The sequence below is a fragment of the Shigella sp. FJ200513 genome, from assembly GCF_040495915.1.
Classification (GTDB): Bacteria; Pseudomonadota; Gammaproteobacteria; order Enterobacterales; family Enterobacteriaceae; genus ECMA0423.
In genome coordinates, this window is sequence record NZ_JBDYCV010000006.1 from 49593 (window position 1) to 70870 (window position 21278).

At 52.9% G+C, this 21278-nt stretch carries 22 protein-coding genes and 1 pseudogene; 12 read left to right on the top strand and 11 right to left on the bottom strand.

The window, feature by feature from the left end:
* The first annotated feature begins 50 nt into the window (after nucleotides 1-50).
* The 6 genes from rpsO (at nucleotide 51) to mtr (ending at nucleotide 7162) form a co-directional block, all read left to right on the top strand.
* Nucleotides 51-320, top strand: a complete 270-nt coding sequence (gene rpsO, locus ABZJ92_RS02705) for a 30S ribosomal protein S15 (protein WP_000059466.1) — start codon at nucleotides 51-53, stop codon at nucleotides 318-320.
* Between the two features lie 246 nt (nucleotides 321-566).
* Nucleotides 567-2702 (top strand): polyribonucleotide nucleotidyltransferase, encoded by a 2136-nt coding sequence (gene pnp, locus ABZJ92_RS02710; RefSeq protein ID WP_001297425.1) that lies wholly within the window; start codon nucleotides 567-569, stop codon nucleotides 2700-2702.
* Nucleotides 2703-2810: 108 nt separating this feature from the next.
* Complete coding sequence (gene nlpI, locus ABZJ92_RS02715) at nucleotides 2811-3695, top strand: lipoprotein NlpI (RefSeq protein WP_000802080.1); 885 nt, start codon at nucleotides 2811-2813, stop codon at nucleotides 3693-3695.
* Nucleotides 3696-3801: 106 nt separating this feature from the next.
* Complete coding sequence (gene yrbN, locus ABZJ92_RS02720; protein WP_010723222.1) at nucleotides 3802-3882, top strand: protein YrbN; 81 nt, start codon at nucleotides 3802-3804, stop codon at nucleotides 3880-3882.
* Complete coding sequence (gene deaD / locus ABZJ92_RS02725; protein WP_001295553.1) at nucleotides 3875-5764, top strand: ATP-dependent RNA helicase DeaD; 1890 nt, start codon at nucleotides 3875-3877, stop codon at nucleotides 5762-5764. Before yrbN ends, deaD begins: the two co-directional genes overlap by 8 nt.
* Nucleotides 5765-5917: 153 nt before the next feature.
* A complete protein-coding gene (gene mtr, locus ABZJ92_RS02730) occupies nucleotides 5918-7162 on the top strand; it encodes a tryptophan permease (RefSeq protein WP_000224351.1) in 1245 nt (414 codons plus the stop codon).
* A 117-nt stretch (nucleotides 7163-7279) separates the two neighbouring features.
* Here the strand turns inward: mtr and ABZJ92_RS02735 are convergent, their stop codons facing one another.
* The 3 genes from ABZJ92_RS02735 to ubiU form a co-directional block, all read right to left on the bottom strand.
* On the bottom strand, nucleotides 7280-8287 hold the full coding sequence (locus ABZJ92_RS02735; RefSeq protein ID WP_000130369.1) for a luciferase-like monooxygenase: 1008 nt from the start codon (nucleotides 8285-8287) through the stop codon (nucleotides 7280-7282).
* An 80-nt stretch (nucleotides 8288-8367) separates the two neighbouring features.
* Nucleotides 8368-9246: a U32 family peptidase gene (locus ABZJ92_RS02740; RefSeq protein ID WP_005050801.1), complete on the bottom strand. Its 879-nt coding sequence runs from the start codon at nucleotides 9244-9246 to the stop codon at nucleotides 8368-8370.
* An 8-nt stretch (nucleotides 9247-9254) separates the two neighbouring features.
* Nucleotides 9255-10250 carry a ubiquinone anaerobic biosynthesis protein UbiU gene (gene ubiU, locus ABZJ92_RS02745; RefSeq protein ID WP_005050803.1) on the bottom strand — a complete coding sequence of 332 codons (996 nt, stop codon included), beginning with the start codon at nucleotides 10248-10250 and terminating at the stop codon, nucleotides 9255-9257.
* 208 nt (nucleotides 10251-10458) lie between these two features.
* Here ubiU and ubiT point away from each other — a divergent pair, with 208 nt between their 5' ends.
* Together ubiT and ABZJ92_RS02755 are read left to right on the top strand one after the other, a co-directional pair.
* Nucleotides 10459-10983 (top strand): ubiquinone anaerobic biosynthesis accessory factor UbiT, encoded by a 525-nt coding sequence (gene ubiT / locus ABZJ92_RS02750; RefSeq protein WP_005064415.1) that lies wholly within the window; start codon nucleotides 10459-10461, stop codon nucleotides 10981-10983.
* Nucleotides 10977-11480 carry a GNAT family N-acetyltransferase gene (locus ABZJ92_RS02755; RefSeq protein WP_000908550.1) on the top strand — a complete coding sequence of 168 codons (504 nt, stop codon included), beginning with the start codon at nucleotides 10977-10979 and terminating at the stop codon, nucleotides 11478-11480. Before ubiT ends, ABZJ92_RS02755 begins: the two co-directional genes overlap by 7 nt.
* Here ABZJ92_RS02755 and yhbQ read toward each other — a convergent pair.
* Nucleotides 11467-11769: a DNA damage response exodeoxyribonuclease YhbQ gene (yhbQ, locus tag ABZJ92_RS02760; protein ID WP_000189314.1), complete on the bottom strand. Its 303-nt coding sequence runs from the start codon at nucleotides 11767-11769 to the stop codon at nucleotides 11467-11469. The two genes, ABZJ92_RS02755 and yhbQ, sit on opposite strands and share 14 nt — an antisense overlap.
* Before the next feature lie 50 nt (nucleotides 11770-11819).
* Here yhbQ and ABZJ92_RS02765 point away from each other — a divergent pair, with 50 nt between their 5' ends.
* Nucleotides 11820-12263 carry a YhbP family protein gene (locus tag ABZJ92_RS02765; protein ID WP_000449030.1) on the top strand — a complete coding sequence of 148 codons (444 nt, stop codon included), beginning with the start codon at nucleotides 11820-11822 and terminating at the stop codon, nucleotides 12261-12263.
* Here ABZJ92_RS02765 and yhbO read toward each other — a convergent pair.
* Nucleotides 12243-12761 carry a protein/nucleic acid deglycase gene (yhbO, locus tag ABZJ92_RS02770; protein ID WP_005050810.1) on the bottom strand — a complete coding sequence of 173 codons (519 nt, stop codon included), beginning with the start codon at nucleotides 12759-12761 and terminating at the stop codon, nucleotides 12243-12245. The genes ABZJ92_RS02765 and yhbO overlap by 21 nt on opposite strands.
* 127 nt (nucleotides 12762-12888) lie before the next feature.
* On the opposite strand from yhbO, the gene ABZJ92_RS02775 reads away from it, so the two are divergent.
* Nucleotides 12889-13524 (top strand): NAD(P)H-binding protein, encoded by a 636-nt coding sequence (locus tag ABZJ92_RS02775; RefSeq protein ID WP_001343556.1) that lies wholly within the window; start codon nucleotides 12889-12891, stop codon nucleotides 13522-13524.
* A 72-nt stretch (nucleotides 13525-13596) separates the two neighbouring features.
* Entirely contained in the window at nucleotides 13597-14637 is a 1041-nt protein-coding gene (locus ABZJ92_RS02780) for a permease (RefSeq protein WP_000147624.1), read from the top strand.
* A 113-nt stretch (nucleotides 14638-14750) separates the two neighbouring features.
* On the opposite strand, the gene dolP is transcribed toward ABZJ92_RS02780, so the two are convergent.
* Genes dolP through lpoA form a run of 4 tightly spaced genes read right to left on the bottom strand, consistent with a single transcriptional unit; the run spans nucleotide 14751 to nucleotide 18335 of the window.
* Nucleotides 14751-15326: a division/outer membrane stress-associated lipid-binding lipoprotein gene (dolP, locus tag ABZJ92_RS02785; protein WP_000646043.1), complete on the bottom strand. Its 576-nt coding sequence runs from the start codon at nucleotides 15324-15326 to the stop codon at nucleotides 14751-14753.
* 9 nt (nucleotides 15327-15335) lie between these two features.
* A complete protein-coding gene (gene diaA, locus ABZJ92_RS02790; protein ID WP_001158034.1) occupies nucleotides 15336-15926 on the bottom strand; it encodes a DnaA initiator-associating protein DiaA in 591 nt (196 codons plus the stop codon).
* 19 nt (nucleotides 15927-15945) lie between these two features.
* The gene (locus tag ABZJ92_RS02795; RefSeq protein ID WP_000246827.1) at nucleotides 15946-16341 is read right to left on the bottom strand and encodes a YraN family protein; all 396 of its coding nucleotides are present in this window, start codon (nucleotides 16339-16341) and stop codon (nucleotides 15946-15948) included.
* Nucleotides 16299-18335, bottom strand: coding sequence for a penicillin-binding protein activator LpoA (gene lpoA, locus ABZJ92_RS02800; RefSeq protein WP_000249126.1), 2037 nt, complete (start codon nucleotides 18333-18335; stop codon nucleotides 16299-16301). The genes ABZJ92_RS02795 and lpoA overlap by 43 nt, the downstream gene beginning before the upstream one ends.
* 64 nt (nucleotides 18336-18399) lie before the next feature.
* Between lpoA and rsmI the strand changes: the two genes are divergently transcribed.
* Nucleotides 18400-19260, top strand: a complete 861-nt coding sequence (gene rsmI, locus ABZJ92_RS02805; protein ID WP_000809275.1) for a 16S rRNA (cytidine(1402)-2'-O)-methyltransferase — start codon at nucleotides 18400-18402, stop codon at nucleotides 19258-19260.
* A 42-nt stretch (nucleotides 19261-19302) separates the two neighbouring features.
* On the opposite strand, the gene ABZJ92_RS02810 is transcribed toward rsmI, so the two are convergent.
* Complete coding sequence (locus ABZJ92_RS02810) at nucleotides 19303-20394, bottom strand: fimbrial protein (RefSeq protein ID WP_000816998.1); 1092 nt, start codon at nucleotides 20392-20394, stop codon at nucleotides 19303-19305.
* Between the two features lie 10 nt (nucleotides 20395-20404).
* A pseudogene (locus ABZJ92_RS02815) lies at nucleotides 20405-21199 on the bottom strand (fimbria/pilus outer membrane usher protein); the annotation flags it as partial.
* Between the last annotated feature and the right edge of the window lie 79 nt (nucleotides 21200-21278).

Sequence of the window (21278 nt, forward strand, 5' to 3'; positions counted from 1 at the left end):
CTGAATTAGAGATCGGCGTCCTTTCATTCTATATACTTTGGAGTTTTAAAATGTCTCTAAGTACTGAAGCAACAGCTAAAATCGTTTCTGAGTTTGGTCGTGACGCAAACGACACCGGTTCTACTGAAGTTCAGGTAGCACTGCTGACTGCACAGATCAACCACCTGCAGGGCCACTTTGCAGAGCACAAAAAAGATCACCACAGCCGTCGTGGTCTGCTGCGCATGGTTTCTCAGCGTCGTAAACTGCTCGACTACCTGAAACGTAAAGACGTAGCACGTTACACCCAGCTCATCGAGCGCCTGGGTCTGCGTCGCTAATTCTTGCGAGTTTCAGAAAAGGGGGCCTGAGTGGCCCCTTTTTTCAAGCTGACGGCAGCAATTCACTGGAAACTAATGTATTGTTGCTATGAATGATCTTCCGTTGCAGAGGTTCGCGCGGCTAATGAGAGGCTTTACCCACATAGAGCTGGGTTAGGGTTGTCATTAGTCGCGAGGATGCGCAGAAGATCGGGTATTAACACCAGTGCCGTAAGGTACTGTCTAAGAAAGAGAAAGGATATTACATTGCTTAATCCGATCGTTCGTAAATTCCAGTACGGCCAACACACCGTGACTCTGGAAACCGGCATGATGGCTCGTCAGGCTACTGCCGCTGTTATGGTTAGCATGGATGACACCGCGGTATTTGTTACCGTTGTTGGCCAGAAAAAAGCCAAACCAGGTCAGGACTTCTTCCCACTGACCGTTAACTATCAGGAGCGTACCTACGCTGCTGGTCGTATCCCGGGTAGCTTCTTCCGTCGTGAAGGCCGCCCAAGCGAAGGCGAAACCCTGATCGCGCGTCTGATTGACCGCCCGATTCGGCCGCTGTTCCCGGAAGGCTTCGTCAACGAAGTTCAGGTTATCGCCACCGTGGTTTCTGTTAACCCGCAAGTTAACCCGGATATCGTCGCGATGATTGGTGCTTCCGCAGCACTGTCTCTGTCTGGTATTCCGTTCAATGGTCCGATTGGTGCTGCTCGCGTAGGTTACATCAATGACCAGTACGTACTGAACCCGACTCAGGACGAGTTGAAAGAGAGCAAACTGGATCTGGTTGTTGCCGGTACTGAAGCCGCTGTACTGATGGTTGAATCTGAAGCTGAACTGCTGAGCGAAGACCAGATGCTGGGCGCAGTAGTGTTCGGTCATGAACAACAGCAGGTTGTTATTCAGAACATCAATGAACTGGTGAAAGAAGCCGGTAAACCACGTTGGGACTGGCAGCCGGAGCCGGTAAACGAAGCGCTGAACGCGCGCGTTGCTGCACTGGCTGAAGCTCGCCTGAGCGATGCTTACCGCATCACCGACAAACAAGAGCGTTATGCGCAGGTTGATGTCATCAAATCTGAAACCATCGCGACGCTGCTTGCTGAAGACGAAACCCTGGACGAAAACGAACTGGGTGAAATTCTGCACGCGATCGAGAAAAACGTTGTTCGTAGCCGCGTACTGGCAGGCGAACCGCGTATCGACGGTCGTGAAAAAGATATGATCCGTGGTCTGGATGTGCGTACTGGCGTGCTGCCGCGTACTCACGGTTCTGCGCTGTTCACCCGTGGTGAAACGCAGGCGCTGGTTACCGCAACGCTGGGTACTGCTCGTGACGCGCAGGTTCTTGATGAACTGATGGGCGAACGTACCGATACCTTCCTGTTCCACTACAACTTCCCTCCGTACTCCGTAGGCGAAACCGGCATGGTCGGTTCTCCGAAGCGTCGTGAAATTGGTCACGGTCGTCTGGCGAAGCGCGGCGTGCTGGCAGTCATGCCGGATATGGACAAATTCCCGTACACCGTACGTGTTGTGTCTGAAATCACTGAATCCAACGGTTCCTCTTCTATGGCTTCCGTGTGCGGCGCGTCTCTGGCGCTGATGGACGCAGGTGTGCCGATCAAAGCTGCCGTTGCGGGTATCGCAATGGGTCTGGTGAAAGAAGGCGACAACTACGTTGTACTGTCTGACATTTTGGGCGACGAAGATCACCTGGGCGATATGGACTTCAAAGTTGCGGGTTCCCGCGAGGGTATCTCTGCATTGCAGATGGATATCAAAATTGAAGGTATCACCAAAGAGATCATGCAGGTTGCGCTGAACCAGGCTAAAGGTGCGCGTCTGCATATCCTGGGCGTAATGGAACAGGCGATCAACGCGCCGCGTGGCGATATCTCTGAGTTCGCACCACGTATCCATACCATCAAGATCAACCCGGACAAGATCAAAGACGTTATCGGTAAAGGCGGCTCTGTTATCCGTGCCCTGACCGAAGAAACTGGCACCACCATCGAAATCGAAGATGACGGTACTGTGAAGATTGCAGCGACCGACGGCGAGAAAGCGAAACATGCTATTCGTCGTATCGAAGAGATCACTGCAGAAATCGAAGTGGGCCGCGTCTACACTGGTAAAGTGACCCGTATCGTTGACTTTGGCGCATTTGTTGCCATCGGCGGCGGTAAAGAAGGTCTGGTACACATCTCTCAAATCGCTGACAAACGCGTTGAGAAAGTGACCGATTACCTGCAGATGGGTCAGGAAGTACCGGTGAAAGTTCTGGAAGTTGATCGCCAGGGCCGTATCCGTCTGAGCATTAAAGAAGCGACTGAGCAGTCTCAACCTGCTGCAGCACCGGAAGCTCCGGCTGCTGAACAGGGCGAGTAAGGTTGCCATTTGCCCTCCGCTGCGGCGGGGGGCTTTTAACCGGGCAGGACGCCTTGTTAGCAACCGGGAACAGGACGTTCATTCAACCGTGGTCTTCGGGAGTGGGAAATGAAGCCTTTTTTGCGCTGGTGTTTCGTTGCGACAGCACTTACGCTTGCAGGATGCAGTAATACTTCCTGGCGTAAAAGTGAAGTCCTCGCGGTACCATTGCAACCGACTTTACAGCAGGAAGTGATTCTGGCACGTATGGAACAAATCCTTGCCAGTCGGGCTTTAACCGATGACGAACGCGCACAGCTTTTATATGAGCGCGGAGTGTTGTATGATAGTCTCGGTCTGAGGGCATTAGCGCGTAACGATTTTTCGCAAGCGCTGGCAATCCGACCGGATATGCCTGAAGTATTCAATTACTTAGGCATATATTTAACGCAGGCAGGCAATTTTGATGCTGCCTATGAAGCGTTTGATTCTGTACTTGAGCTTGATCCAACTTACAACTACGCGCACTTGAATCGCGGGATTGCATTATATTACGGCGGTCGTGACAAGTTAGCGCAAGATGATCTGCTGGCGTTTTATCAAGACGATCCCAATGATCCTTTCCGTAGTCTGTGGCTTTATCTCGCCGAGCAGAAGCTCGATGAGAAGCAGGCTAAAGAAGTATTGAAACAGCACTTCGAAAAATCGGATAAGGAACAGTGGGGATGGAACATTGTCGAGTTCTACCTGGGCAACATTAGCGAACAAACGTTAATGGAAAGGCTCAAGGCGGACGCAACGGATAACACCTCGCTCGCTGAGCATCTCAGTGAAACCAACTTCTATTTAGGTAAGTACTACCTAAGTCTGGGGGATTTGGACAGCGCCACGGCACTGTTCAAACTGGCGGTTGCCAACAACGTTCATAACTTTGTTGAGCACCGATACGCATTGTTGGAATTATCGCTCCTGGGCCAGGACCAAGATGACCTGGCAGAATCGGACCAGCAATAGCTGACGTACACATCAGCCCGTAATCTTTTTTGATTGCCATCACCTTAACGGGTGAGGGCGTTGTTGTTCGTTAATACACCTACTTTGAGCCGGTTCACACTTTTCAATGAAAATTGCTGATCAATTTCATGATGAGTTATGTAGACTGGCCGCCATTAATTTTGAGGCACACGTACTACATGGCTGAATTCGAAACCACTTTTGCAGATCTGGGCCTGAAGGCTCCTATCCTTGAAGCCCTTAACGATCTGGGTTACGAAAAACCATCTCCAATTCAGGCAGAGTGTATTCCACATCTGCTGAATGGCCGCGACGTTCTGGGTATGGCCCAGACGGGGAGCGGAAAAACTGCAGCATTCTCTTTACCTCTGCTGCAGAATCTTGATCCTGAGCTGAAAGCACCACAGATTCTGGTGCTGGCACCGACCCGCGAACTGGCGGTACAGGTTGCTGAAGCAATGACGGATTTCTCTAAACACATGCGCGGCGTAAATGTGGTTGCCCTGTACGGCGGCCAGCGTTATGACGTGCAATTACGCGCCCTGCGTCAGGGGCCGCAGATCGTTGTCGGTACTCCGGGCCGTCTGCTGGACCACCTGAAACGTGGCACTCTGGACCTCTCTAAACTGAGCGGTCTGGTTCTGGATGAAGCTGACGAAATGCTGCGCATGGGCTTCATCGAAGACGTTGAAACCATTATGGCGCAGATCCCGGAAGGTCATCAGACCGCTCTGTTCTCTGCAACCATGCCGGAAGCGATTCGTCGCATTACCCGCCGCTTTATGAAAGAGCCGCAGGAAGTGCGTATTCAGTCCAGCGTGACTACCCGTCCTGACATCAGCCAGAGCTACTGGACTGTGTGGGGTATGCGTAAAAACGAAGCACTGGTACGTTTCCTGGAAGCGGAAGATTTTGATGCGGCGATTATCTTCGTTCGTACCAAAAACGCGACTCTGGAAGTGGCTGAAGCTCTTGAGCGTAACGGCTACAATAGCGCCGCGCTGAACGGTGACATGAACCAGGCGCTGCGTGAGCAGACACTGGAACGCCTTAAAGACGGTCGTCTGGACATCCTGATTGCGACCGACGTTGCGGCCCGTGGCCTGGACGTTGAGCGTATCAGCCTGGTGGTTAACTACGATATCCCGATGGATTCTGAGTCTTACGTTCACCGTATCGGTCGTACCGGTCGTGCGGGTCGTGCTGGCCGCGCGCTGCTGTTCGTTGAGAACCGCGAGCGTCGTCTGCTGCGCAACATTGAACGTACTATGAAGCTGACTATTCCGGAAGTAGAACTGCCGAACGCAGAACTGCTGGGCAAACGCCGTCTGGAAAAATTCGCCGCTAAAGTACAGCAGCAGCTGGAAAGCAGCGATCTGGATCAATACCGCGCACTGCTGAGCAAAATTCAGCCGACTGCAGAAGGTGAAGAGCTGGATCTCGAAACTCTGGCTGCGGCACTGCTGAAAATGGCACAGGGTGAACGTACTCTGATTGTTCCGCCAGATGCGCCGATGCGTCCGAAACGTGAATTCCGTGACCGTGATGACCGTGGTCCGCGCGATCGTAACGACCGTGGCCCGCGTGGCGACCGTGAAGATCGTCCGCGTCGTGAACGTCGTGATGTTGGCGATATGCAGCTGTACCGCATTGAAGTGGGCCGCGATGATGGTGTTGAAGTTCGTCATATCGTTGGCGCGATTGCTAACGAAGGCGACATCAGCAGCCGTTACATCGGTAACATCAAGCTGTTTGCTTCTCACTCCACCATCGAACTGCCGAAAGGTATGCCGGGTGAAGTGCTGCAACACTTTACGCGCACTCGCATTCTCAACAAGCCGATGAACATGCAGTTACTGGGCGATGCACAGCCGCATACTGGCGGTGAGCGTCGTGGCGGTGGTCGTGGTTTCGGTGGCGAGCGTCGTGAAGGCGGTCGTAACTTCAGCGGTGAACGCCGTGAAGGTGGTCGTGGTGATGGTCGTCGTTTTAGCGGCGAACGTCGTGAAGGCCGCGCACCGCGTCGTGATGACTCTACCGGTCGTCGTCGTTTCGGTGGTGATGCGTAATCATCGCTGAACAGCGAACACAATCTGTAAAATAATATATACAGCCCCGATTTTAACCATCGGGGCTTTTTTTCTGTCTTTTGTACTCATGTACTGGTACAGTGCAATGCATAACAACGCAGTCGCACTATTTTTCACTGGAGAGAAGCCCTCATGGCAACACTAACCACCACCCAAACGTCACCGTCGCTGCTTGGCGGCGTGGTGATTATCGGCGGCACCATTATTGGCGCAGGGATGTTTTCTCTGCCAGTGGTCATGTCCGGGGCGTGGTTTTTCTGGTCAATGGCAGCGCTGATCTTTACCTGGTTCTGTATGCTGCATTCCGGCTTGATGATTCTGGAAGCTAACCTGAATTACCGAATCGGTTCGAGTTTTGACACCATCACCAAAGATTTGCTGGGCAAAGGCTGGAACGTGGTCAACGGCATTTCCATTGCCTTTGTGCTCTATATCCTGACCTATGCCTATATTTCTGCCAGTGGTTCGATTCTGCATCACACCTTCGCAGAGATGTCGCTAAACGTCCCGGCACGGGCGGCGGGTTTTGGTTTTGCACTGCTGGTAGCGTTTGTGGTGTGGTTGAGTACTAAAGCCGTCAGCCGCATGACGGCGATTGTGCTGGGGGCGAAAGTCATTACCTTCTTCCTCACCTTCGGTAGCCTGCTGGGGCATGTGCAGCCTGCGACATTGTTCAACGTTGCCGAAAGCAATGCATCTTATGCGCCGTATTTGCTGATGACCCTGCCGTTCTGCCTGGCGTCGTTTGGTTATCACGGTAACGTGCCAAGCCTGATGAAGTATTACGGCAAAGATCCGAAAACCATCGTGAAATGCCTGGTGTACGGTACGCTGATGGCACTGGCGCTGTATACCATCTGGTTGCTGGCGACAATGGGCAACATCCCTCGTCCGGAGTTTATCGGCATCGCCGAGAAGGGCGGTAATATTGATGTGTTGGTACAAGCATTAAGCGGCGTGCTGAACAGCCGTAGCCTGGACCTTCTGCTGGTCGTGTTCTCAAACTTTGCGGTAGCGAGTTCGTTCCTTGGCGTAACGCTGGGTTTGTTTGACTATCTGGCAGATCTGTTTGGTTTCGACGACTCGGCTGTGGGCCGCTTGAAAACGGCATTGCTGACCTTTGCCCCGCCTGTTGTGGGTGGTCTGCTGTTCCCGAACGGATTCCTGTATGCCATTGGTTATGCTGGTTTAGCGGCTACCATCTGGGCGGCAATTGTTCCGGCACTGCTGGCCCGCGCATCGCGTAAACGCTTTGGCAGCCCGAAATTCCGCGTCTGGGGTGGCAAGCCGATGATTGCGCTGATTCTGGTGTTTGGCGTCGGCAACGCACTGGTGCATATTTTATCGAGCTTTAATTTACTGCCGGTGTATCAGTAATCAGCGGTGCCTTATCCGACATTTCTGCTGCCTACACAATGCCTGATGCGCTTCGCTTATCAGGCCTACGTAGGACAGCGTTGCCAGCTCGGATAAGGCTTCCCGCGTTAAGACACACTATCCCAACAACTCTTCCTTAACATCCATCGCCAGCTCAAACGAATGCAGGCGCGCCTGGTGGTCGAAAATCTGCCCGTTAACCATAATCTCATCAGCGTCGGTTTCGCGCAGGATCGACTGCAAACCATGACGCACTTTCGCTTTATCGCCTACCAACGACATACTCAGCGCCTGCTGCACGTCATACTGCTCAGACGGTGACCAGAACTGATCCATATTTTGAATCGGCGGCGGCAGTTGCCCGGTTTCGCCACGGCGCAGCTTCACAAAGGCTTGCTGCATTGAGGTAAACAGAAATTCAGCGTCGCGGTTGCTGTCGGCGGCGATAATATTGATGCACACCATCGCGTATGGTTTTTCCAGCCGAGCCGACGGTTTGAAGTTACTGCGATAAAGATGCAGCGCCTGGAACAACATATCCGGCGCGAAGTGTGAGGCAAACGCAAATGGCAGACCAAGCTGCGCCGCCAGTTGTGCACTGTAAAGGCTGGAGCCTAACAACCACACGGGGATTTTCTCGCCATAGCCTGGTACCGGGCGCACATGCGGATTGGGATCGCGGGCGTCAAACCAGTCCACCAGCTCCGCGACATCGCGGGGGAAATTATCAATATCGCCGCTCATATGACGACGTAGCGCCATCATTGTCCGTTGGTCACTACCCGGAGCACGACCCAGCCCCAAATCGATTCGCCCCGGATAGAGCGTATTGAGTGTGCCGAACTGTTCGGCAATGACCAACGGTAAGTGGTTAGGCAACATCACGCCGCCAGACCCCAGATGCAGCGTGGTGGTATTCGCCGCCAGATAGCCAATCAATACCGATGTTGCAGCACTGGCAATGCCGGTCATATTGTGGTGTTCTGCCAGCCAGTAGCGATGATAGCCGCGCTTTTCAGCCAGACGGGCGAGATCGAGAGAGTGGGAGAACGCTTCCCGCGCTGAAGAGCCTTCGGGTATGGGGGCCAGATCGAGTAGCGAAAACGCAATGGTTTTATCAGTCATAACAGCTCACTTTGTTACCGATTAATCTTTAATACTGCATTAAAGAATAGTTAAAGTTGTTAACAAAGTGAGCTATTTACTTAGGCTTGCAGCTCCAGTCCTGCCAGCCGCCGCCAGTAGCCGTTACAGTCGCTGTTTGCCGTCAACGGCAGTGGCACAGCGCCATTTTCATTAGCGCGGAAGGCGTCGAGCATCGCGAAAGTGTCAGTGCCCTGCGGTGACAGGCGGACTACATCAACCAATCCCTGCATGGATGCCAGCTCGTTACCGAGGTTGTAAACGTAGCCGCTCATGGTCTGAATGCCATTGAGTACAAACACTTGTTGGTTTTCCTGCGACAGCACGTTGCGCCCGTTCGGATACTTAATGCAGCAGGTTTCACACTCATCTTTCGGGCGGTCTTCCGAACGCGCGGTAAAGCAGCGGGCGGAGTAGGCCAGCGGTAGATGACCGTAGCTCAGGACTTCCACTTCAAACTGGTTGCGAATGCCCAGCTCATCGCACTGATTAAGCAGATTCACCAGCCAGTCGCGGGAAAGCTCCACCGGCATACACCAGCGCATCATGCCCTGTTTGAGCAATATTTTCAGCGTCACCGCGTTGTAGCAGTTCAGCGCGTGCCCGGCGACGAACGGCAGTTTGCGTTCAGCGCACATATTCACCACGCCGAGATCGCTGGCTTCAATCAGAAATTCACCGTTCTCAACATAGCGTTTCAGTTCGCCCAGTTCAGAGGATGCCTGCACCAGCGCCAGCGTGGAGAGCACAATCTGCTTGCCACTTCCGGCGAGCGATTTTGCCATCTCCAGACAGTCGCCAACTTTGGTTGCCCGGCGCTTGCTGCATACCGCTTCACCAAGATAAATCACGTCGGCGCTGCTGGCGGCGGCTTGCTGATAAAAATCTTCCAGCGTCTCTTTTGGCCAGTACCACAGCACTGGCCCTAAGGAATATTTCATTGCTCTTCTCACTGCCATTTACGGTGATACGCGCCAAGGGTGGTTTGCGTGCCTTCGGACATCGACCCGAGCGTCTCCATCCACGCGCTTTGCGGTACGAAGTTTTGCGGATCGGCCTTACAACGGTCGATAGCCTGACGCCAGACTTTCGCCGCCTGGCTGACATACGCCGGGCTACGCTGGCGGCCTTCAATTTTCACCGAAGCAATATTCGCAGCCATTAACTCCGGCAGCAGTTCCAGGGTATTGAGACTGGTTGGTTCTTCCAGCGCGTGATAGCGCTCGCCGTCCACCAGATAACGCCCTTTACACAGCGTCGGATAACCTGCGTTTTCGCCGTCCTGATAACGGTCGATCAGCACTTCGTTCAGGCGGGATTCCAGCCCCTGCGGCGTTTGTTGCCAGCGCACGAAACGGGCCGGAGAACACGCACCCACAGTGTTGGGCGACTCACCCGTCAGATACGACGACAGATAGCAACGGCCTTCCGACATAATACACAGGCTGCCGAAAGCAAACACTTCCAGCGGGACAGGAGTAACCCGTGCCAGCTGTTTCACCTGATGAATCGACAACACGCGCGGCAGCACCACGCGGGCAACGTCAAAATGGCGATGATAAAAGTTAATCGCCTCTTCATTGGTCGCCGAAGCCTGCACTGACACATGACGTTCAATATGCGGGTAACGCTCGGCGGCGTACTCCAGCATGGCGAGGTCGGCGAGGATCAGCGCGTCGGCACCCAGCTGCGCCGCCATATCCACGGCACGCTGCCAACGGGCGTAACCGTCCGGATGCGCAAAAGTGTTAATCGCGATGTGAAGTTTGCGGCGATGTTGATGGACAAAACTCACCGCTTCCTGCAATTTTTTCTCGGTAAAGTTAAGGCCGGCGAAGTGACGGGCATTGGTATCATCTTTTAGCCCGATATAAACAGCATCTGCGCCGTTTTCGATGGCCGCCTTAAGCGCCGGGAGATTTCCGGCAGGGCAGAGCAGCTCCATAATTTTTCCTGAAGGTTGCGCTATCAAAACGCAAAAATGTTAACGAACTGGGATTTTAGTTAACCTTGCTGCGACAATTTTTGATTTAAGGCAGTTAAAGTTGTATTGGTGGTAGCAGCAATTTCATATGGAATTGTTGATTTATACCGCTATGTTATTTTTCTGATATGGCAAAATAGGATGATTGTTGAAACAGGGAGTAAAACTCGTGTTGGATAAACTGCGTTCCCGTATTGTGCATTTGGGGCCATCTCTGTTGAGTGTACCGGTAAAACTGACGCCATTTGCGCTAAAACGCCAGGTTCTTGAGCAGGTCTTAAGCTGGCAATTCCGTCAGGCGCTGGATGATGGCGAGCTGGAGTTTCTTGAAGGCCGCTGGTTAAGTATTCATGTGCGTGATATTGACCTGCAATGGTTTACCTCGGTGGTGAATGGCAAACTGGTGGTCAGCCAGAACACGCAAGCTGATGTGAGTTTTAGTGCCGACGCCAGCGATCTGCTGATGATTGCGGCGCGTAAACAAGATCCGGATACGCTCTTCTTCCAGCGTCGGCTGGTGATTGAAGGCGATACGGAGCTGGGGGTGTATGTGAAAAACCTGATGGACGCCATTGAACTGGAGCAAATGCCGAAAGCCTTACGCATGATGCTGCTGCAACTGGCGGATTTTGTTGAGGCGGGAATGAAAACCGCGCCTGAAACCAAACAGACATCGGTAGGTGAACCATGCTAATTCGAGTAGAAATTCCCATTGATGCGCCGGGTATTGATGCCCTGCTGCGTCGCTCATTCGAAAGTGATGCGGAAGCGAAGCTGGTTCACGATCTGCGTGAAGATGGCTTTCTGACGCTGGGGCTGGTGGCGACAGATGACGAAGGTCAGGTCATTGGCTATGTGGCATTTAGTCCGGTTGATGTGCAGGGCGAAGACCTGCAATGGGTCGGCATGGCACCGTTGGCGGTTGATGAAAAATACCGTGGACAGGGGCTGGCACGCCAACTGGTCTATGAAGGACTCGATTCGCTTAATGAGTTCGGCTATGCCGCAGTGGTGACGCTGGGCGATCCGGCGCTGTACAGTCGTTTCGGCTTTGAACTGGCGGCGCATCACGATCTGCGTTGCCGCTGGCCGGGCACTGAAAGCGCCTTCCTGGTACATCGTTTAGCGGATGACGCGCTGAATGGCGTAACCGGTCTGGTTGAGTATCACGAGCATTTCAATCGCTTTTAATCTCCGGGGTTTGCAGGCTGCTCAACAGTTCTGCAAACCCTGCGCCTTCCGCTACCAGACGCTCTTTTTGCCGTTTGGTCAGTTGCTTAACGCGATATTCCGCCCGTAGTGCCAGCGAACGGTCGCCCACTGGCGCAGAAAACGCCAGCGTCAGTTCTCCTTTCCCGCGCAGTGCTTTCGCCCCTTTGCCGCTTTGGTGCTGCTGATAGCGGCGTTCGACATCCGTGGTGATCCCGGTATAAAGCTTATTGTCGGCGGTACGGATCAAGTAAAGAAACCAGGGTGTCATCGTCTGCATCGCATGTTAAGGTCAGGCCCACAGTATAAAAGAGAACAGCAATGGAAACACTCATCGCCATCAGCCGTTGGCTGGCAAAACAACATGTTGTCACCTGGTGTGTGCAGCAGGAAGGGGAACTCTGGTGCGCTAATGCCTTTTATCTTTTTGATGCGCAGAAAGTCGCCTTCTACATTTTGACGGAAGAAAAAACGCGCCACGCGCAGATGAGTGGGCCGCAGGCTGCGGTTGCCGGAACGGTAAACGGTCAGCCGAAAACGGTAGCGTTAATTCGCGGTGTGCAGTTTAAAGGTGAGATCCGCAGGCTGGAAGGTGAGGAAAGCGACCTCGCGCGCAAGGCGTACAATCGTCGCTTTCCGGTTGCCAGAATGCTGTCGGCCCCGGTGTGGGAAATCCGGCTCGATGAAATCAAATTCACCGACAACACGCTGGGCTTTGGTAAAAAAATGATTTGGCTACGCGACTCAGGCACCGAGCAGGCGTAACGCCTCGCGGTTAAACGCTGGCAGATCGTCCGGTGTCCGGCTGGTAACCAGCTGATCTTTATCAACCACGACTTCCTGATCGTAAAATTCCACGCCCGCATTTTTAACATCAATAATGATCGGTTTAACTGCGGTCAGTTTGCGCCCCCGAATCACATCGGCGCTGATCAGCAGCTGCGGACCGTGACAGATGGCGAAAACAGGTTTGCCGCTATTCACAAAATCACGGGTAAAGGTGACAAAACGGTTGTCGCCACGCAGATAATCCGGTGAATGACCACCCGGTAGCAACAGGGCATCAAACTCCGCTGGCGTCACTTCATCGATGGATTTATCGATGGTCACGCTGGCTTCTCCTTTTTTGCCTTTCACCGTTTTACCCGCTTGTTTTTCAATAGTAATCACTTCGTGTCCGGCTTTACGGAACTCGTCTGCGGGTGAAGTAAATTCTGAATCTTCAAATTCATCAGTGATTAAAACGGCAATTTTCTTACTCATGCTTCCTCCGCGTTGTTGCATTGGATGAGGCGAATTTTCCACAATCGGGGATAATTACCTCATGGTCTATTAAGACTGGTGCATGAGCCGGGGAGCGCAAGGCAGACAATTCTGTAAAGGAACGAAGATGAGTCAGGTACTGATTACAGGCGCAACGGGGCTGGTGGGCGGTCACCTGCTGCGGATGTTGATTAATGAACCGAAAGTTAACGCCATTGCTGCGCCGACGCGACGTCCGTTGGGCGATATGCCCGGGGTGTTTAATCCCCATGATCCGCAACTGAGTGACGCGTTGGCGCAGGTCACCGAACCCATCGACATTGTGTTTTGTTGTCTCGGCACCACGCGGCGAGAAGCGGGGAGCAAAGAGGCGTTTATTCATGCCGATTACACGCTGGTAGTGGATACCGCATTAACCGGGCGGCGACTGGGCGCGCAGCATATGCTGGTGGTCAGTGCTATGGGTGCCAATGCCCACTCGCCGTTTTTCTATAACCGCGTCAAAGGGGAGATGGAAGAAGCATTAATTGCCCAGAACTGGCCGAAATTGACCATTGCTCGCCCGTCGATGTTACTGGGCGATCGTAGCAAACAGCGGATGAACGAAACGCTTTTTGCGCCGCTGTTCCGTTTGTTACCAGGTAACTGGAAATCCATTGATGCGAGAGACGTGGCGCGGGTCATGCTGGCAGAGGCGATGCGGCCTGAGCATGAAGGCGTGACGATTTTAAGCTCTTCAGAATTACGCAAAAGAGCTGAATAATTATTCCCAAGAATTGATAGTGAGCGTAATATTCACGCGCTCAATTATCATAACTTATTCCTGGGGAATGCTATGACTGGTCAGTCTTCATCTCAGGCGGCAACGCCCATTCAGTGGTGGAAACCCGCGCTTTTCTTTCTCGTTGTCATTGCCGGTCTCTGGTATGTGAAATGGCAACCTTACTACGGCAAAGCGTTTACTGCAGCCGAAACCCACAGTATCGGTAAATCTATCCTTGCGCAGGCGGATGCTAATCCGTGGCAAGCGGCGTTGGATTACGCGATGATCTATTTCCTCGCAGTATGGAAAGCGGCGGTGCTGGGGGTGATCCTCGGTTCGTTGATTCAGGTGCTGATCCCGCGTGACTGGTTGTTGCGTACGCTTGGGCAATCGCGCTTTCGCGGCACGCTGCTGGGAACGCTGTTTTCGCTGCCGGGCATGATGTGTACCTGCTGTGCGGCTCCGGTCGCGGCGGGAATGCGTCGCCAACAGGTATCGATGGGCGGTGCGCTGGCATTCTGGATGGGCAATCCGGTGTTAAACCCGGCGACGCTGGTGTTTATGGGGTTTGTCCTCGGCTGGGGTTTTGCGGCGATTCGTCTGGTGGCCGGGCTGGTGATGGTGTTGCTGATTGCGACGCTGGTGCAAAAATGGGTGCGTGAAACACCGCAAACGCAGGCACCGGTCGAAATTGACATACCGGAAGCACAGAGCGGTTTTTTTAGCCGCTGGGGCAGGGCGCTATGGACACTTTTCTGGAGTACGATCCCGGTTTACATCCTTGCAGTACTGGTGTTGGGTGCCGCACGCGTCTGGTTATTCCCCCATGCCGATGGTGCTGTCGATAACAGCCTGATGTGGGTGGTGGCGATGGCGGTAGCAGGATGCTTGTTTGTCATTCCCACGGCAGCAGAAATTCCGATTGTACAAACGATGATGCTGGCAGGTATGGGAACCGCTCCGGCGCTGGCATTGTTGATGACGCTCCCGGCAGTGAGTTTGCCGTCACTGATTATGCTGCGCAAAGCGTTCCCGGCGAAAGCCTTATGGCTGACAGGGGCGATGGTGGCAGTGTCTGGTGTGATTGTCGGCGGGCTGGCGCTGTTGTTCTGATTTGAGGGAAAACATGTCGGATGCGGCGTAAACGCCTTATCCGACCTACGGTTTGCATCGTTGTAGGCCTGATAAGACGCGGCAAGCGTCGCATCAGGCATTACAAGGGGCTGCTATTTAATAAACGTAAACGCTGTGGTAACCCGCTTTACGCCGCTCACCCGGCTGGCAATATCTGCCGCCGCTTTCGCTTCACGTTCAGTCACCAGCCCCATCAGGAACACTTCACCGTTTTCGGTGGTCACTTTCACGTTGGACGATTTCACCAGGTCGCTGGTTAAGAGCTGCGAACGCACTTTGGTGGTGATCCACGTATCGTTAGATGCTTCGCCCAGACCAATCGGCTGGCCCTGACGAATCTCGTTATACACTTCGTTGGCACCGTCTACGCCCATAGCAATCTGTTTGGCGCGAGCCGAAAGTTCAGCATTTGGTGACTGCCCAACCAGCAGCACTTTGCCCTGATAGGCCGTGACATTAATACGGGTTTCTTTCTTAATCTGTTCGTCTTTCGACAATGCGCTGTTCACGCGCACTTCCAGGGTACCATCGTCCACCTGGGTGCCGACACTGCGTGGGTCAGTTGCGGCTTTGGTACCCACAGCAGCGGTACCCACTACGGCAGCGGCAACACAACCTTGCAACAGCAGCGCGGAAATAAGGACTGCGATTGGCGATAATGCCTTCATGTATTCTCCTTAATCATCCTGGTGAGGGAAAAGCGTGTTATCGATCAGATCGCACAGGCAATTTACCGTCAGCATATGCATTTCCTGAATGCGAGCACTACGATGCGAAGGAATGCGGATCTCCACATCCTGTGGCCCTAACAAACCTGCAAGTTCGCCGCCGTCATAGCCGGTCAATGCCACAATGGTCATATCACGCGTAACGGCGGCTTCAACTGCTTTAACAATATCGCGGCTGTTGCCACGGGTGGAAATGGCTAACAATACATCTCCCGCATGACCCAGCGCCCGCACCTGTTTTGCATACACTTCATCATGTAAGCGATCGTTGGCAATCGCCGTTAAGACAACATTATCAGTATTTAGTGCAATGGCAGGTAAGCTGGGCCGCTCCGTTTCGAAACGGTTGATCATGCTGGCAGCAAAATGCTGTGCATTGGCAGCGGAAGTTCCATTACCACAACAGAGGATTTTGTTGCCATTGAGCAGAGACTGAACCAGCGTCATGGCTGCACGGGAGATGGCATCCGGAAGCGCCTCTGCCGCCGCAATTTGAGTTTGAATGCTTTCAGTGAAGCAAGCTTTAATTCTTTCTTGCACGCTAATCCTTAAACCTTAATTATGAGTGGTCATTAAAGGCATCCTTAATCCACTCAACCTCATTCCCGGTGAAGGCTACCACATCGAACCGGCAATCCACAGTATCAAAACTCCCATTATGACGCGCGAGCCACAAGCGGGCAGTCTGTAATAATTTGTGTTGTTTGCTGCGGGTCACACTGGCTGCCGCGCCGCCATAAAGCGCAGAGCGGCGATAGCGTACCTCGACAAAAACGGTGGTCAGGCCTTCACGCATTATCAGATCGATCTCGCCGCCACGCTCGTTCACGTTAGCGGCGATAAACCGCAGTCCTTTGCCTTCCAGCCAGCGACGCGCTTGTGCTTCCCACGCATCGCCGGTCTGTTTGGTGGTTAACTGGCGGGGACTACCTGACCTTGTTGGTACTGTAGCCATGATAACTTCCTGTTAATCACGCAATCCGGGTTAGCCGTCAGACTTCCGGTATTACCGTTGATTTCAAAACCCTGAACCTGGCGCATTTGTGAGAAATGATTTGCCAACGACCAGGCATCAACGCCCATCGCATACATGCGAGCCAGCGAATAATCGTTGTTCACCGCGCTGAGCGCCTGCTGCATTAACGGCAGATTACCGCCTGCCAGCATCGGGATTTCGCTGTACTGCAAGCCTTCCATCTCCAGTCGGAAATCCGGGCCTGCGGTGCCTTGTGCGCTGCGGGAACTGGCGTACAGCGTTGCACCGCTCTGGCTACCGTTACGCATGGCGATCATCGGTTTGATAAAAGCGATTTCACCCGGCGTTGCCACAATGTAGACCGCATCGACACGACCGCCATTATTGGTGAACTGGTCATCGGTTGGCGTGGTTTGCAGCGTTGGATTGTTGGTCGTCATGCCGGAGTCGGTTGTCGCTCTGGGAGTAATCGGGCTACCCGTTAAAGCAATACCAGAACCGCCGTTAACACCCGCGCGTAATTCGCTGGTGGAACCAAATTTTTGTTGCAGAACGGTGCCGCCGCCCAGTTTCTGCCACTCTTGCGCAAACGCATTGGCTACGCGATCGCCCAATGCACTGCGTGGGATCAGCACCAGCGGCGCTTGTTTACCCTGGTCACGAATATGACGCGCTGCATCGCGCGCTTCGTCTTCCGGTGAAAGCGCGAAGTAACAAATATTGACGCGGTTTTCGATATTCTCCGGCTGGTTCAGTGCCAGTACGTTCAGCGGGGTGTTGCTCTTCAGCAACTCTTCAACGTTATTTTTCAGCAACGGACCAACCACAATACTCGCGCCATCCTGCTGAACCTGGCTTAAGATCTGGCTAAGTGGTTGTGATGAGGTATCGTAGATTTTCAGCTCTGCGGATGGATTTGCGGGTGCGCTTACCGCTGCGGTGCTTGTCGCCGGGGCGCTTACAGGCACCGGCTGGGCCGCAGGCTGATCACCGGTCAGATCGCTAACCGAGGCTTGTGCCGGGCTGGCAACGCTATCCGCAGTTTGCGGCTGAGGTTGTTCTGCTACGTCTGCGGCAGGTGCGGCAGCTACCTGAGCCGCCACTGGCTGAGTGCCGATATTTTTCGCGGCTTCAAAGCCTTGCTGAATAGTGCGACCAAATACCGCTGCCTGGCCATTCAGCGGCAACAGCAGGGCGATTTTGTTGGTCGAGGCTGGTTTAAACGCTTTTACGTTAACCAACTGCGTTGGCAGCATTTTCGCGCCCGGATTGTTCGGATAACGTTTCTGCCAGTCGGCGATCCCGGCTTTCATCATGTCGGGATCGTTACGGTTATCAAACCAGACGCGCTGCAGATCCAGCCAGCCTTGCAGAATATTTTCGTCGGCGTTGATCACCAGCGTATTCGCCTGTTCCTGAGTCATGGAGGAGAGCGCCTGCCAGGTGGCATCAATATTCTGCTGTTTTTCTTTCGCGCCAAGCAGCGGTTCCTGAGCAATTAACGCGCGCAGTAAATCAATGGAAGGACGCCCCTGGCTGGCATCGATTTTTGCCTGCCAGTAACGCGCTTGCTGGTTTTGTTCTAAATCGGCAGGTGTGATTTTCGCCAGCAAGTTTTGCGCGCCAGCAAAATCTTTCTGCGCCAGTTTAATCTCTGCCGCCAGCAGTGTTTTCTCGCGACGCTGAGAATCGTTCAGTTCTTGCGGTAGTTGGTTAAACAACTCAACCGCCTGCCCGGTTTTACCTTCTTTCACCAGTGCACGAATGGCGAGTAATTGCCAGTTGATCCTGGTATCATCAGAGCTTTGCTGCATCTGCTGAAGATAAAAGGCAGAATCAGCCTGCGCCGTGCCCTGCATATAAGCAGTGGACTGATCGGGAGTATGGGTGCCACAACCGGCGAAAATCAGGGCTGCCAGAACAACAGGCAGACAACGCGCGGCTTTCAAACGAGAAAATGTTGAGGGTACCATAATGTATCCAGTGATATTTTTTTTACGCAATGCTCAATATTAAATCGGCAATACGGACGACACAATGAAACAACACCAATCGGCGGATAATTCTCAGGGCCAGCTTTACATTGTACCGACGCCAATCGGCAATCTGGCGGATATCACCCAGCGTACGTTAGAGGTATTACAGGCCGTTGATCTGATTGCCGCCGAGGATACTCGTCACACCGGTTTATTGCTGCAACATTTTGGGATTAATGCCCGGTTGTTTGCGCTGCACGACCATAACGAACAACAAAAAGCCGAAACGCTGCTGGCAAAGCTGCAAGAGGGGCAAAACATTGCGCTGGTTTCCGATGCCGGAACGCCGCTAATTAACGATCCTGGCTACCATCTGGTGCGTACCTGCCGTGAAGCGGGGATTCGTGTGGTGCCGCTACCCGGACCGTGTGCTGCTATCACTGCGTTAAGCGCCGCGGGTTTACCATCTGACCGTTTCTGTTACGAAGGCTTTTTACCTGCCAAATCAAAAGGCCGCCGTGATGCGCTAAAAGCCATTGAAGCGGAGCCGCGCACGCTGATTTTTTATGAATCTACCCACCGTCTGTTAGATAGCCTGGAAGATATCGTTGCGGTATTAGGCGAATCCCGCTACGTGGTTCTGGCGCGTGAGCTGACCAAAACCTGGGAAACCATTCACGGCGCGCCCGTTGGCGAGCTGCTGGCGTGGGTAAAGGAAGATGAAAACCGTCGCAAAGGCGAAATGGTGCTGATTGTCGAAGGTCATAAAGCACAGGAAGAAGACTTACCCGCCGATGCCCTGCGCACGCTGGCGCTGCTACAGGCAGAACTGCCGCTGAAAAAAGCGGCGGCGCTGGCCGCAGAAATTCATGGCGTGAAGAAAAATGCGCTGTATAAGTATGCGCTGGAGCAGCAGGGGTAACAGTGCCGAAGCGTTGCGTTAATCAAAACGCAACGTCTTCTTTTACCGCACCATGACGGTAATGGTGGCTGTGCCCTGAAATTTTCCTGTTTCCAGCTCACCACCGACCAGATTAACTGGCCAGGCGCGCATATTGACGGTGCCATGCCCGGAAGGATCAACGGGAAGGATACCGTTCTGAAAAGGAATATTTGCAACTCCGCCGCCGAGATTTTCAATACGAATACCGACATCGGGCACATTGTCTGAACTTCTTCGCCTGGCGACCAGGTTGTACTGGTCTACTACCCCAGTTGTACCGTCGATGCGCATTTGCAACGAGTTTTTAATCTTTGAAGTATCACCACAGTCATAAGTGATATCAAAGTCTACTGGAGTAAAACCGTCTGGCATGGCATTGCGGGTGGTAAACTTCTGACCATTGATGAATCCAAAATTAACTTTAATAACATCGCCCTGATTAATTTTGCACGACTGTGGGGCGGTGAGATTTCCCTGAATCGATAACTTGACTAAATCATGGAAGTCACCTGTAGACGGGCTTCCCATTCCATCGACCCACGCGCCTTTAATGACGGCAATATCCGTTTTCGGAATGGTCATCGAGCCGAGAAATGGCTTGGTGACATACAGGGTAAAGGTGGTATTTGCACCAATATTAACGGGTCCATAACGAGACGTGTCACCCTGGCAAACACCCGTTTGGGTTGCAGCAGAATATACGGTGCTGCTTTTTATCTGTGTGAATCGGGTGTTAACAGAGACAACCTGGTCGGTTGTGAGTCCTGGAATGTCGTTTGCCTGTAATGTGGTTTTAATATCCAGGCTGTCATTGAGTTTGTAATATCCTGTCTGATGTCCAGTGGTGGTAAGTACGGGGCTGACCATATAGACAAGTTTAACTGCCTTACCCGCAGAGCAGGAACAGGCGTATTGCCAGTTAGTGCTACTTAGCGTTGCAGAGGTAAACTCCCGTCCTGTCACGTTATCTGTCTGGTTCACCGTAACATCATCAACCACACTGCTGTAATTTGTCGCACCGCTAGTGCTGTCGGCTCCACACCCTCCTGAGGAGGCATAAGCGCAGGATGTGGATATCAACAAAAGTCCTGTTATAAGAGGCGCCCTTTTCATTTTTTTATCCTTAATGGCACTGCGCTGTGCCTTGTAATACAGAGGTTGTTGGTTCTGAATCCGGTGTACTAAAAGCAAACTGACATTGTTGATCTGCCTGATTTCCCCAGCGTACAGTCCAGCTTTGTGATTTACTCGATATCCCAGAGAGATATAGTATGCCGCCCTCATCGACGATACTTTGTTGCCCCGTATCATCGTTGCTGGCAAGAGCGCCAAAGGGCAACGGTTTACCGTTGCGATCGCTGACTGTAACAAGTACGCGATAACCGATATTGGCGTTGAAACGCGCCGCTACCATTGCACCTCTGTTGGGCACCACAAACTGTGTTGTTTGTTCAAGATCGACGTTATCGGGCAGCTGCGTAGTATCTACCGAGAGACGGTTTTCCTGATAAGTCGTGAGATAAGGAACCACTGCATAGCCAAAGGGATCAGTAGCAATCCCCGGATAGTTTTGTATCCTCACGCCAGAAGCCCCGTTAGCATCGATAAGCGCAAAAGCGTTGCCCAGATATTGCGAGAGCGTCACGCCATGAGGATGGATAACCACGCCGCCGGTAACGCCGTAATTGTATTGGCTGCTGTCATTACCGTAACTGTATCCGGCACTGAAGGTTCCATAAGGTGAACGGTAACTGGCGTTCAGGCTACTGTTATGGTTGTTATCGTCATCCAGACTTTGTTCCAGGCTATAGCTCAGGCGACCATCATCCAGCAGTGAGCCATCAAGACGCATTTCATGTTGGGTTGGGCGATCTTTCTGGCTGGTCATCTGATAGGAAACCAGGCTACGCGGTAACCAGCTAGACTGGCCCCCTGAATCTCCAGACAACCAGTATCACTTATTTAAGTGATAGTCTTAATACTAGTTTTTAGACTAG